Origin of the sequence: Pseudactinotalea sp. Z1739 (genome assembly GCF_049725055.1) — a bacterium.
In the GTDB taxonomy this organism is placed as follows: domain Bacteria; phylum Actinomycetota; class Actinomycetes; order Actinomycetales; family Beutenbergiaceae; genus CALKWS01.
This window is the reverse complement of sequence record NZ_JBMPQA010000002.1, coordinates 310,789-323,310: the sequence shown is the minus strand read 5'-3', so window position 1 is coordinate 323,310 and position 12,522 is coordinate 310,789. Positions and strand designations below refer to the sequence as shown.

Annotated in this window: 10 protein-coding genes; 1 reads left to right on the top strand and 9 read right to left on the bottom strand. The window is 71.3% G+C overall.

The features are described 5' to 3' along the window. Positions 1–76 precede the first annotated feature (76 nt). The 5 genes from ACO0LV_RS03945 to ACO0LV_RS03925 form a co-directional block, all read right to left on the bottom strand. Positions 77–1,228 carry an ABC transporter ATP-binding protein gene (locus ACO0LV_RS03945; RefSeq protein ID WP_424786561.1) on the bottom strand — a complete coding sequence of 384 codons (1,152 nt, stop codon included), beginning with the start codon at positions 1,226–1,228 and terminating at the stop codon, positions 77–79. Next, positions 1,225–2,775 carry an ABC transporter permease gene (locus ACO0LV_RS03940; RefSeq protein ID WP_424786560.1) on the bottom strand — a complete coding sequence of 517 codons (1,551 nt, stop codon included), beginning with the start codon at positions 2,773–2,775 and terminating at the stop codon, positions 1,225–1,227. The genes ACO0LV_RS03945 and ACO0LV_RS03940 overlap by 4 nt, the downstream gene beginning before the upstream one ends. Before the next feature lie 50 nt (positions 2,776–2,825). Continuing rightward, complete coding sequence (locus ACO0LV_RS03935; RefSeq protein WP_424786559.1) at positions 2,826–3,845, bottom strand: iron ABC transporter substrate-binding protein; 1,020 nt, start codon at positions 3,843–3,845, stop codon at positions 2,826–2,828. 115 nt (positions 3,846–3,960) lie between these two features. Beyond that, on the bottom strand, positions 3,961–5,520 hold the full coding sequence (hutH, locus tag ACO0LV_RS03930) for a histidine ammonia-lyase (protein WP_424786558.1): 1,560 nt from the start codon (positions 5,518–5,520) through the stop codon (positions 3,961–3,963). Between the two features lie 80 nt (positions 5,521–5,600). Next, on the bottom strand, positions 5,601–6,776 hold the full coding sequence (locus ACO0LV_RS03925; protein ID WP_424786557.1) for a Gfo/Idh/MocA family protein: 1,176 nt from the start codon (positions 6,774–6,776) through the stop codon (positions 5,601–5,603). 242 nt (positions 6,777–7,018) lie between these two features. On the opposite strand from ACO0LV_RS03925, the gene ACO0LV_RS03920 reads away from it, so the two are divergent. Beyond that, complete coding sequence (locus ACO0LV_RS03920; protein ID WP_424786660.1) at positions 7,019–7,543, top strand: O-acetyl-ADP-ribose deacetylase; 525 nt, start codon at positions 7,019–7,021, stop codon at positions 7,541–7,543. A gap of 32 nt (positions 7,544–7,575) precedes the next feature. Here the strand turns inward: ACO0LV_RS03920 and ACO0LV_RS03915 are convergent, their stop codons facing one another. From ACO0LV_RS03915 to ACO0LV_RS03900, 4 genes are all read right to left on the bottom strand, one after another. After that, entirely contained in the window at positions 7,576–8,481 is a 906-nt protein-coding gene (locus ACO0LV_RS03915) for an arginase family protein (protein ID WP_424786556.1), read from the bottom strand. 49 nt (positions 8,482–8,530) lie between these two features. Next, positions 8,531–10,924: a glycoside hydrolase family 65 protein gene (locus ACO0LV_RS03910; protein ID WP_424786555.1), complete on the bottom strand. Its 2,394-nt coding sequence runs from the start codon at positions 10,922–10,924 to the stop codon at positions 8,531–8,533. Then, positions 10,921–11,670, bottom strand: a complete 750-nt coding sequence (locus ACO0LV_RS03905) for an HAD family hydrolase (protein ID WP_424786554.1) — start codon at positions 11,668–11,670, stop codon at positions 10,921–10,923. The genes ACO0LV_RS03910 and ACO0LV_RS03905 overlap by 4 nt, the downstream gene beginning before the upstream one ends. A 149-nt stretch (positions 11,671–11,819) precedes the next feature. Continuing rightward, positions 11,820–12,491 (bottom strand): response regulator, encoded by a 672-nt coding sequence (locus ACO0LV_RS03900; protein ID WP_424786553.1) that lies wholly within the window; start codon positions 12,489–12,491, stop codon positions 11,820–11,822. Between the last annotated feature and the right edge of the window lie 31 nt (positions 12,492–12,522).

Here is a 12,522-nt window from a genome sequence, read left to right as displayed (position 1 = left end):
TACCGAAGTGGGCCGCGGTGCACCCGAGATCGAACGGCCTGAACCGCCGGTGCCGGGACGCGGCCCGGGGTGGGTGTCAGTGGTACTGCGGCTGGGCGGAGCCGGAGGTGCCGGCATCGCCGGTGCCGGGCGCGTCATGTCCGGCGGGATGCCCGACGACGGGTTCGGCCCCGGTCTCGGAGTTACCGGCGTAGCACCGGGCCTTGCCCAGTACCGCCACCGTCACGGGCGTGCCTGGTTGCAGTGCCGCCTGGGGGCCGTCGACTACCCGGGAGAGCACCGTGGTGTGATCCCCGGCGCGTAGGATCACCAGGGCGTCGTGGCCGTAGTAGTCCACCGACACCACGGTGGCCGGAGCGCCGGGACCCTCGGCGGGGTGGATGGTGACCTGCTCGGGGCGCAGCATGACCTGGGTCTGCCCCGGACCGGGTGTCCCGGTGACACCCAACCAACCGAGCACCGTGCGCACCCGCTGCCCGTCGCGCTCCAGGACCGGCAGCAACTGCGCCTCGCCCACGAACCCGGCCACCCAGGGGTCCACCGGCGCGCGGTAGATCTCAGCGGGACGGCCCGCCTGCAGGATCCGCCCGGCGCGCATCACCGCGATCTCATCGGCCATCGACAACGCCTCGGCCTGGTCGTGCGTGACCATCAACGCGGTGGCCCCGTCCTCGGCCAGGGCCTGGCGGACGACCTGGCGCACCTCGGTGCGCAGGGTGGCGTCCAGGGCGCTGAACGGTTCATCCAGCAGCACCAGCGGAGGCCGGGGCGCGAGTGCCCGGGCGACCGCCACGCGCTGCTGTTGTCCGCCGGAGAGCTCGTGCGGCATCCGGCTGCCGAGGCCGGACAGGCCGACCAGGTCCAGGCATTCAGCGACCCGGTCCCGGGTGCCGCGACGGCCCAGTTTGCGCCGGCCCAGGCCGAACGCGATGTTGTCCGCCACCGACAGGTGCGGGAACAGGCCGCCGTCCTGCGGCACGATGGCTGCGTGGCGCCGGTGCGGGGGTAGGTGCACCCCGGGCAGGGACACCGCCCGACCTTCCAGGGCGATGCGGCCGGCGTCGATCTCCTCGAACCCGGCGAGGACACGCAGCAGTGTGGTCTTGCCGCAGCCGGAGGGCCCGAGCACCGCGAGCAGTTTGCCCGCGCCCAGGCTCAGGTCCACGCCGTCCAGGGCCCGCACCTGGCCGAAGGCCTTGTGCACCTGGACTACTTCGACAGCACTCACGGTTCCACCCTCACACTCTCCGGCGCCACCTGGGGGTGAGGTTTCTCACTGCTCACGCCGGCCCCGCGGATCCCGCTGCGGACCGTCAGCAGCCAGGTGGGCAGCGCGGCGAGCAGGACCAGCAGCACGGCGTAGGGCGCGGCCTCGGCGTAGCGCTGCACCTCGGTGGCCGACCACAGCCGGGTGGCCAGGGTCTCCATCCCGGTGGGCCGCAGCAGCAACGTGGCCGGCAACTCCTTCATGCACGCCAGGAACACCAGCGCGGCCCCGGCGCGCACACCCGGGAGCGTGAGCGGGAGGGTCACCCGTGCCCAGGTGCGCCCCGGGCCCTCCCCGAGGGAGTGGCTCACTTCCTCCAGGCCGGGCGGTGCCTTCGCGGCGGCCCCGGCCACCGCGGCCAGGGCCAGGGGCAGGAACAACGTGGCATACCCCACGGCGAGCAACCAGACGCTCTGGTAGAGCGGGAGCAGCACGGCCACGCCCAGGAACACCAGTGACAGACCGACCACCACTCCGGGCAGGCCGTGCGCGAGATAGGCGGCGTGTTCCAGCGCCCGAGCCAGCCGTCCGGGGTGACGGGCCACGTACAGCCCCACCGGGATCGCCAGCGCCGTGGTCACCAGCGCACCCGCGAGGGCAAGCCCGACAGACCCGGACGCTGCGCTGAGCACCTCCCCGACCGAGCCGGGCTGGGACAAACCGCGAGCGGACCAGCGAGCCATCGCGACCGCCGGGACCCCGAGGGCGACCAGTGCGGTGCCCATCATGGTGGCGTAGGCGACCCAGCGCCCGTACCTCCCGAGTTGGTGCATGGGGGCGGAGCGACGCACCCCGCTGCCGGTGCGGGCGTACCGGGCGCCACGGCGGCGGGTGCTGTGCTCGATCGCCAGGATCAGCAGCGTGAGCAGCACGAGCATGCTGGCCAGGCTGAGTGCGCCGATCCGGTCGAAGCCCGAACCCAGGGCGGTGAAGATCGCGCGAGTGAAGGTGTCCACCCGCAGCAGCGACACCGCTCCGAAGTCCGACAGCGCGTAGAGCACGGCGAGCAGGCCACCGGCGGCGATGGCCGGGCGCACTTGCGGGAGGGTGACGGTCATCAGGGTCTGCCACGGGCCCCGGCCCAGGGAGCGGGACACCTCCTCCTGCCCGGCGTCAGTCGCGGCCAGCGCCGCGGCCACCGGCAGATACACGTACGGCGCGGTGTAGAGGGTCAGCACCAGGGCGGCGGCCCAGAACCCCTCGAACCTGGCGGTTGAGGACCACAGGTCCGCCACCGCCGACCAACTGAACGCGGCGACGTAACTGGGCACCGCCAGCGGCAGTGCCGCCACCACCGCCCAGAGGCGCCGCCCGGGCAGATCGGTGCGGGTGACCAGGTAGGCGCTGCCGACGCCGAGCGCCAGGCACCCGATCGCCACGACCAGGGCGAGCAGCATGGACGTGGCTGCCAGTGTCCCCACCCGCGGGCGGGTCACCGCGGCGAGCCAGGCATCGGGCCCGGCCCCGGCGACGCGCGCGATCAGATAGGCCAGCGGCACCAGTGCCACCGCGGTGGCGACCAGGGCCGCCGCGGTCAGTGCTGGGTGTGCGCGCTGGGTCAGGACAATCCCGCCTCACTGATCATCTCGACGGTGGTCTGCAGGTCGTCGAGGTCGTTCAGGTCGATCCCGGGCTGGTCCAGGCCGGTCAGGGGCGGCAACTGCTCGTCGGCCTCGATGCCCTCGACCATGGGGTACTCGTGGGTCTGGTCGCGGAAGTACTCCTGCCCGGTGGGGCTGAGCAGGTAGTCGATGAGTTCCTGGGCGGCCGGTGAGGGCTCCCCACCCAGCGCGCCGATCCCGGAGATATTCACCAGGCCTCCGGCGTCACCGCCGGCGAAGAAGTGCTGGGCCACATCCAGGTCCTCCGGTTCCACGCCCTCCTCCTCGGCCTGTTCGAAGAGGTAGTAGTGGTTGACCAACCCGACGTCGAACACGCCCGCGTCCACGTCCGCGACGATCATGCCGTTGCGTTCGCGGAGCTGCGGGTCGTTCGCAGCCAGGTCCGAGAGCCACTGCCGGGCCACGTCGTCGCCCTCCATCAGGCGGATCGCGGTGACGAACGCCTGGAAGGAGGCGTTGGTCGGTGCGATCCCCACCCGGCCCCGCCATTGCTCCTCGGTCAGTTCGAAGACGGACTCGGGCAGTTCCTCGGCGCTGACCGCGTCCTTGTTGTAGACCAGCACCCGGGACCGGCCGGTCAGCCCGATCCAGGAGCCGTCGGCGGAGCGGTAGGCGGAGGGGACCAGGTCGAGCGTGTCCTGTGGCAGCGGCGCCAGCAGTCCATCGGCAGCGAGCGCCCCGAGCGCGCCGGCATCCTGGGCGAGGAAGGCATCGGCGGGGCTGCGGTCCCCTTCCTCCAGGAGTTGGGCAGCCATCTCCGCAGTCCCGCCGTACCGCACCGAGACCTCGATCCCGGTCTCCTCGGTGAAGGAGTCCAGCACCGGCTGCACCAGGGCCTCGTTTCGGCCGCTGTAGAGGGTCAGGGACTCCTCGTCCGAGCCGTCACCGGAGCCGCACGCGGTCAGCCCGGCGAGGACCAGTCCGGCGATCGCGGTCGGTGCCAGCCATGTGCGCATCGTGGGTGCTCTGAGAGGCATCGAGTTTGTTCTCCTGAGATCGGGGGCCCGACTGGGCACGTCTTAAGTAAGGCTAACCTTACTAGCCGGTGGTGGGAAGCCGTGCCGGAGGTGCTCAGGCCAGGGAACCGGTGACCTCGCTCACTGCGGTGAGCAGGGAACCGTCCAGGAGCACCTGGTGGGCCGCCTCGATCTGGGGGCTGAGATGCTCGTCCGGGCCGGGCTCGCTGACGCCGGCGGCGCGCAGTACGCCTCTGGCTGCACCGGTGGCCGGTCCCGGCTGCAGCGGCCGGCGCAGGTCCATGCCGCGTGCGGCGGTGAGGATCTCGATCGCGAGCACCCGGCGCAGACCGTCCACGGCGCGGCGCAGTTTGCGGGCCGCGGCCCATCCCATCGAGACGTGATCCTCCTGCATCGCCGAGGAGGGGATGGAGTCCACGCTGGCCGGGACGGCCAGGCGTTTGAGTTCGGAGACGATCCCGGCGGCGGTGTACTGGGCGATCATCAGCCCGGAGTCCACGCCCGGATCCTGGGCCAGGAACGCCGGCAGGCCAGCGTTGCGGGCGGTGTCGAGGAAGCGGTCGGTGCGCCGCTCGCTCATCGAGGCGACGTCGGCGGCGGCGATCGCCAGGAAGTCCAGCACGTAACCGACCGGGGCGCCGTGGAAGTTCCCGTTGGACTCCACCCGCCCGTCCAGGGTCACCACCGGGTTGTCGATCACCGAGGCCAGTTCCACCTCGAGGACACCCAGCGCGTGGGACAGGGTGTCCCGGGCGGCCCCGTGCACCTGGGGAACGCATCGCAGTGAGTAGGGGTCCTGCACGTGGGAACAGTCCGGGCCGCGGTGGGAGGACACGATGCCGGAGCCGGCCATCAGGCCGCACAGGTTCGCGGCCGAGGCCGCTTGTCCCGGGTGCGGGCGCAACGCCTGCAGGTCCGCGGCGAAGACTGCGTCGGTGCCCAGCAACGCCTCCACGCTCATCGCCGCCGCGACGTCGGCGACCTGGAGCAGGTTCCTCAGGTCGGCACAGGCCAGGGCCAGCGTGCCGGTCATCCCGTCGGTGCCGTTGATCAGCGCCAGGCCCTCCTTCTCGGCCAGTTCGACCGGTGCCAGACCGGCGCGCAGAAGTGCGGTGCGCGCCGGATGGGCGTGGCCGTCCCGGGTGCGCACGGTGCCTTCGCCCATCAGGGCCAGCGCCGCGTGGGCCAGCGGGGCGAGGTCGCCGGAGCAGCCCAGCGACCCGAACTCGTGCACCACCGGCGTCAGCTGGGCGTTGAGCAGGTCCGCGTAGGCACGCACGGTGCTCTCGCGCACGCCGGTGCGGGCCGAGGCGAGCGTGGCCAGGCGCAGCAGCATCAGCGCACGGACCACCTCGGTCTCCACCTCCGGTCCGGTGCCGGCCGCATGGGAGCGGATCAGCCCTTGCTGCAGCCGGGTGCGCCGTTCGGGTGGGATGTGGGTGGTGGCCAGGGCCCCGAACCCGGTGGAGACCCCGTAGTGGGGCCGTTCGGCGTCCACCAGTGACTCCACGTGCCGGCGGCTGTCGGCGATCTCGGTCAGGACCTCGGGCGGCAGGTGGACCGGGGCGCCGTCGCGGGCCACGGCCACCACGTCGTCAACGCTCAGCGGGATGGTGCCGAGCGTGACCGCGTTCGCGATGGGTGCATCGTGCATGGGCTTATCCCATCACGCCCGGCCACCTGCGTGGGCGAGTCCGCCGGCTCGCCGGCCCGGGCGGCCGGTCACTTCGCCTGCTATCCCGCCGGACCGGGCTGCCCGGCCGCGAAGTATTCGGCCAGTTCGGCATCGAGGGCGGGCACCTCCACGACGCCGCTACCCTCGCGTAGCGACCGGGTGGCCATGATGCCGGCGGCCACCGCATCGCGGGCGCCGACCGGGGAGGTGGAGGTGATGCCACCCTCGACGGCGAACCGGAGGAACTCATCGACCAGCATGCGGTCCGCCCCGCCGTGACCGCCCTCGGCCGCGGGCACCTCGAACGTCTCATCGGGTGGTGCGCTGCCCTGGTGGCGTCGATTCCACAGATGCACCTGGGACCCAGGTGTGTCGCCCATGTTCTCGATGCGTCCGTGCGTGCCGATCACCGTGTAGTTTCGCCAGTAGTCGGGGGTGTAGTGGCACTGGTCGTAGGTGGCCAGCACCCCGTTGCCCAGTGCGAGCTGGACGTGCGAGAGGTCCTCCACATCCACCACCGGGTTCAGTCCGGTGTGGGCGGTGGCCGGCCAGTTCTCCAGGGACCACCAGTCGGTCATCCGTTGCCCGCTGCGATCGGTGCGGTCGGGGTTGTGTGCGTACACGCTCATCGCCCCCATCGCCTGCACCCGGGTGGCCGGTGCGCCGGCGAGCCAGTGGATCACGTCGATGTCGTGGGCGCCCTTCTGCAGCAGCAGGGAGTGGCTCCTGGACCGGTCGGCATGCCAGTCCTTGAAGTAGTAGTCCCCGCCGTGGCCGACGAAGTGCCGGCACCAGATCGCCTTGACCGCACCGATGCGGCCCTGCTCGATGAGGGAGCGCATCAGCGTGATCACCGGCAGGTGTCGCATGTTGTGTCCCACGTACAGCCGTGTACCGGTGCGGCGGGCGGTCGCCAGCATCTGATCGGCCTCGGCCAGGTCCACCGTCAACGGCTTCTCGCAGAACACCGGCAGTTTCGCCTCCAACGCCGCCAGCACCGGGGCGGTGTGCAGGTGGTCGGGGGTGAGCACCATGACGGCGTCGACGTCGGAGGTGAGCAACTCCTCCAGGTCCGCCGTCAGCAGCACCTCGCCGAACGCCTCGGCAGCCTCGGCCCGCGAGCGCTCACTGGGGTCGTATACCGCGGTGACGACCGAGCCTGCACCGGGGCGGTGGGCCTCCCTGGCGATGCTGCCCCGCAATCCGTAACCGACCACGCCTACGCGGACGACCATCCATCTCTCCTTCGCTTCGTCACTTCTCCTGGCGGCGACCGGCCCGGTCCGGTTCCTTCGTGATGCTCCAACCGCCGTCGCGATGATCTCGGCCCGGTGCTGCAACCGGCGTGCTCGACGCGCAGAAGTCGATCACCTCGGCCGCCTCCGGTGGTGCGCCCGGGGCGCGGCTGCCGCTGGTTCGCCGGTGCTGGTCCTGGCACGCTGGTCCCATCGCCGACAGTACCGGGAGGTCGCTCACCATGCTCAGTGCACATCACGGGGACATCACCGCGCAGGACGTCGACGCCATCGTGAACGCAGCCAACTCCTCACTCCTGGGCGGTGGTGGGGTGGACGGCGCGATCCACGCCGCAGCCGGGCCGGACCTGCTCGCCGAGTGCCGCCGGCTTCGCGACACGGCTCTCCGCGACGGCCTCGGGGTGGGGGAGGCGGTCGTCACCGGTGCCGGGAACCTGGCCGCCCGGTGGGTGATCCACACGGTGGGCCCGAACCGCCACCGCGGCCAGCGGGACCCGGATCTGCTCGCCGCCTGCTTCACCAACTCGTTGCGCCAGGCGGCGGGCGTGGGCGCCACCTCGGTGGCCTTCCCGGCGATCAGCGCCGGTGTGTACGGGTGGGATCCGGAGCAGGTGGCCCGGGTCGGCGTGAGCGCGGTGCGAGCGTTCCTGGCTGACGACGACGCCATCACCCAGGTGCGGTTCGTGCTGTTCAGCCGGGACGTCCTGGGGCACTTCGAAGCCGCCCTGGCGGGCGGCTCGACCTGAGCCGGTCCGTCCGGGCCGGGCACGCAGCGCTGTTACGCCGAGACCCCCCGCCGTCGGGCGGCCACCCCGGCGGCCGCCTCCAGCACGCACAGGGCCGCCAGGCGCACGGTGCGCTGGTCGGTGGTGTCCGCGGTCGCATCGACCTCCGTGATATCCACCGAGCGCACGGCTGGGTGGGCCCCCGCCGAGCGGGCCGCGACGCGCAGGTCGTGGGCGCTGATACCGCCGGGCACCGAGGCGGGGCACGCCGGCGCCACCGACCGGTCGCACACGTCCACGTCCAGGTCCACGTGCACCGGACCGGCGCCACCGGAGGCGATGGTCAGGGCCCTGTCCATGACCTCCGCCATCGGGGTGTGGTGCAGTTCGTCCCGATCGATCACGGTGATGCCGTACTCCCTCGCACGCGCTCGGTAGTAGGCGGAGTTGGCGAAGTCGGAGATACCGATCTGGACCACGCGCCGCCCGTCCAGGCCACCCTCCTCGATCAGGCGCCGCACCGGGGACCCGTTCGAGACCCCGTCGCGCAGGTCGTGATGGGCGTCGAGGGTGACCAGTCCGGCGCTTCCGGCCCGGCTGCCCCACGTTCCCAGTGCAGCCGCGACGGTGGCCGCGTTGTCCCCACCCAGGGCGATGAGCAGGCGTGCCTGCCCGGCCGCTACGGACACCGCGCGCACCGCCTCGGCCTCCCCCTCGCCGTCGGGCTCGGGGACGTCGCCGGCGTCGGCGATGCGCAGTGCAGCAAGGTCGGTGCCATCGGCCAGGGCGGTGCCGTAGCGCTGCAATGCGGCGCGGACCGCTGCCGGGGTGGCGTGCGCACCGGTAGGGGAGAGGGACGTGCGGTGGGTGCCCAGGCCGAGGATGACGACATCGCAATCGCCCTCGGGCGGGCCCCACCGGCCGGCCCTGGGCCAGTGGGGGTCGTGGGAGAGGTTCATCCGGCCAAAGTACCGGCCGGCGCCGTAGCCGGCCCGGCGCCGGGTGCGCTCAGATCTCCGGCCGGGGGTTGAGTTCGCGTCGGTGCAGCGGCTCGCGGCCGAAGGGTTGGCGCACGGGCTCCACCCGGGGTGGGGGCGGGACGGGCAGGGTGACGGGGCGCCCCGCCTCCAGGCGGACCTTCTCCCCGTGGTGCCAGGTGCGCATCGCCGGGCCCTCGAGCAGTTCATATGTGGTCTCCTCCGGGGAGGATGAACCGTTGCGACGGGTGTCGAGTTGGATCACCCGCCCGGCGAAGGCCATCTGGAACCGGATCCGGGTCAGCTTCTCCGGCAGCCGGGGCGCGAACGTGAGTTTGCCGTCGTGATCGCGCATCCCCCCGAAACCGGCCACCGCCACCTGCCACGCCCCGCCCATGCTGGCGATGTGCAGGCCTTGCTGGGCGTTCCCGTGCAGGTCCCCCAGGTCCACGAACGCCACCTCGGACCAATAGGTGTACGCCAGTTCCAAGTGGCCGGTCTCGGCGGCCATGACCGCCTGCGTGGCGGCCGACAGCGAGGAGTCCCGGGCGGTCCGCGCCTCGTAGTAGGCGAAGTTCTTCGCCTTTTCCTCCGGGGTGAACAGGTCACCGCGCAGGTGCATGGCCAGCACCAGGTCGGCCTGCTTGATAACCTGCTTGCGATAGAGTTGGAAGTACGGGAAGTGCAGCATCAGGGGGTACTGGGACGCCTTGGTGCCCTCGAAGTCCCACTCGTCACCATCGGTGAAGCCCTCGGACTGCTCGTGCACGCCGGCGTCCTCGGAGTAGGGCAGCGCCATCTGGTCCGCGGCGCGGCGCCATGCCTCCCGCTCCTGCTCGGTCACCCCGAACAGGGCGCTCACTTCCATCCGGCGCTCGCACGCCGAGGCGGCCTCACGCAGGTTGCGCTGGGCCATGGCGTTGGTGAAGAAGTTGTCGTTGACCACCGCGGTGTACTCATCCGGCCCGGTGATCCCGTCGATGTGGAAGCCGTCCTCGCTGAAGTGCCCCAGCGAGGCCCACAACCGTGCCGTCTCCACGAGCAGTTCCACACCGAACTCGGCCTCGAAGTCGACGTCCTGGGTCGCTGCCAGGTAACGGGCGGTGGCATCGGCGATGTCGGCGTTGATGTGGAAAGCGGCGGTCCCGGCCGGCCAGTACCCCGAACACTCCCGCCCGGTGATGGTGCGCCAGGCGAACGCTGCCCCGTCCAGGTTCAACTCCCGGGCTCGTTCCCGGGCCTGGTCCAGCATCGTGTGCCGCCATCGCAGGTGGTCGCGCACCGCGTGCGGCACGGTGTAGGTCAGCATCGGTAGCACGAACGTCTCGGCGTCCCAGAAGGTGTGCCCGTCGTAGCCCAGGCCGGTCAAGCCCTTGGCCGCGATGCCCTGCCCCTCACCTCTGGCCCCGGCCTGGAGCACGTGGAACATGGAGAAGCGCACCGCCTGCTGCAGGCCGGTGTCCCCTTCGATGTCGACGTTCGCCCGGTTCCAGAACTCATCGAGGTACTCCTCCTGCTCGGCGAGCAGGCCCTTCCAGCCGGTCAGCCGGGCCACGGACACCGCGGCTTCGACCTGGTCGCGGAGCGCCGGCGCGGAGCGGCGGTGGGACCAGCCGTAGCCGAGGAACTTGATCAGCCGCAGGGTGGAACCGGCGGGCAGGCGGGCGGTGACCGAGTAGCGGGCCAGATCCCCGGCTGCCTCGATGGTGTCGTGGGACTCGTCGGGCACCTCGATGATGTGATCCATCGCTGTCGCCAACGTCAGTTCCGAGCGGTTCGTGGTGTGCACCAGCGTGGCCCGGGCCTGACGGGCGGCGGCGAGCACCCCGGTCAACGGGCGCTCCAGCAGTGCACCGGCGCGCGGGTCACGGGAGGCGGTGGCGCCGGGCTCGTTGGCCAACAGGTCCGACTGCAGCGCGACCACCAGGTCCTCGTCCAGGGCGGTGACCTCATAGCAGATCGCTGCCACCGAGCGCTGGGTGAAGGACACCAACCGCTGGGAGTTGACCTTGACGGTGTTGCCGTTCGGGGACACCCAGGTGGTGTTCCGGTTCAGCGTGCCGGCGCGCATGTCCAGGGTGCGCTCGTGGTTGAGCAGGTGCCCGTAGCGGATGTCGAACGGGGCGTCCCCCAGCATCAGCCGGATCAACTTGCCATCGGTGGCGTTGAGGAGAGTCTCGCCGACCTCGGGATAGCCGTATCCCCGTTCGGCGTAGGGCAGCGGGATCTCCTCGTGAACCCCGTTGATGTAGGTGCCCGGCAGGTGCTGGGGTTCGCCCTCGTCGAGGGACCCGCGCAACCCGATATGCCCGTTGGACAGGGAGAACAGCGACTCCAACTGGCCCAGGTTGTCCACGTCCAGGCCGCGGTAGGTCACCCGCCACGGGTCGATCTCGTACGGGTTCGGCGCGGTGTGCTGACTCATGCCCGCTCCATCAACTCGGCCAGGTCGGCCACCACCACGTCGGCACCGGCCCGGGACAGCTGGGCCCGCTGGTCCAACCGGTCCACACCGATCACGTAGCCGAAGCCACCATTGCGCCCGGCCTGCACTCCGGCGATGGCATCCTCGATCACCACGGCGTGCTCGGGCGCGACCCCCAGCAGTTCGGCACCGGCCAGGAAGGTATCCGGAGCGGGCTTGCCGGGCAGGTTGCGTTCCGCCGCGATCACGCCGTCGATCCGTCCGTCGAGCAACGCGCCCAGCCCGGCGGCCTCCAGGACCGCCTGCCCGTTCGCCGACGCGGTGACCACAGCCGTGGCTAGCCCGGCGGCGCGCACGGCCCCGAGGTAGGCCACCGTGCCGGGGAAGGTTCGCACGCCCTCGGTTGCCAGGGCGCGGGTGATCGCGACGTTCTTCCGGTTCCCGACGCCGCAGACGGTTTCCGCCTCGGGAGGGTCGGAGGGGCTACCCTCGGGCAGGCTGATGCCGCGGGAGCTCAGGAACGCGCGCACCCCGTCATACCGTCGCCGTCCGTCCACGTGCGCGGCGTACTCCCGCTCGGTGAACTCCTCCTGCCCGGCCGCGGCCAGGATCGGGTCAAAGGTGGCCTTCCAGGCGCTGCGGTGCAGGGCTGAGGTCTGGGTCAGCACGCCGTCCATATCGAACAGGGCCGCGCGAATCGACACCGGTAGGCCCAACCGAGCCAGCGATGAGGGGGAGACTGCCATGTCCCTGACGCTATCGCCCACCACGGGTGGTTTCGAAAGTGGGCCCGGCGTGCCGGTGCCTCGGCGTGTCGCCGCGGCACTGACGGGCGCCGCGGCGCCGGTCAGGCCGTGCGCGGCGCGAGGGGATACTCCGGAGTGACCCGGTCGGATCAGGAGCCGGGCTGGACCACGCCGGACTCATAGGCGGCTACCACGATCTGGGTGCGATCGCGTAACCCTAGTTTGGTGAGGATCCGGCTGACGTGGGTCTTCACTGTCTGCTCGGCGACGAAGATCTCGGACGCGATCTCGCCATTGGACAGACCGCGCGCCACCCACCTCATCACCTCCAGTTCCCGGTCGGTCAGATCGGCCAGTTCCTTGACGTCGGGGCCCGAGGGCGCCGGTCGGGAGACGAACTCGGCGATCAACGATCGCGTGATCGAGGGAGCCAGCAGCGCCTCCCCGCCGGCCACCACCCGCACCGCGTGGATCAGATCCTCGGCCGGGGCGTCCTTGAGCAGGAATCCGCTGGCACCGGCCCGCAGGGCGTCGAAGACGTACTCATCCAGGTCGAACGTGGTCAGGATGATGATCCGGGGTTGGTGGTCGGTCAGGGCGGCGATCTGCCGGGTGGCCTCCAGACCATCGACCCTGGGCATCCGAACATCCATCAGCACCACGTCCGGGTCGTGCTCGCGGACCAGGTCGGCGGCGTAGATCCCGTCATCTGCCCCACCGACTACCTCGATCCCGTCCTGGGCATCGAGTAGGGCGCCGAAGCCTGCGCGCACCATCGCCTGGTCGTCGATGATGAGCACGCGAATCGTGGCGGTGACCATCCTTCCTCCGATCGGTTGGGATGGGTCGACT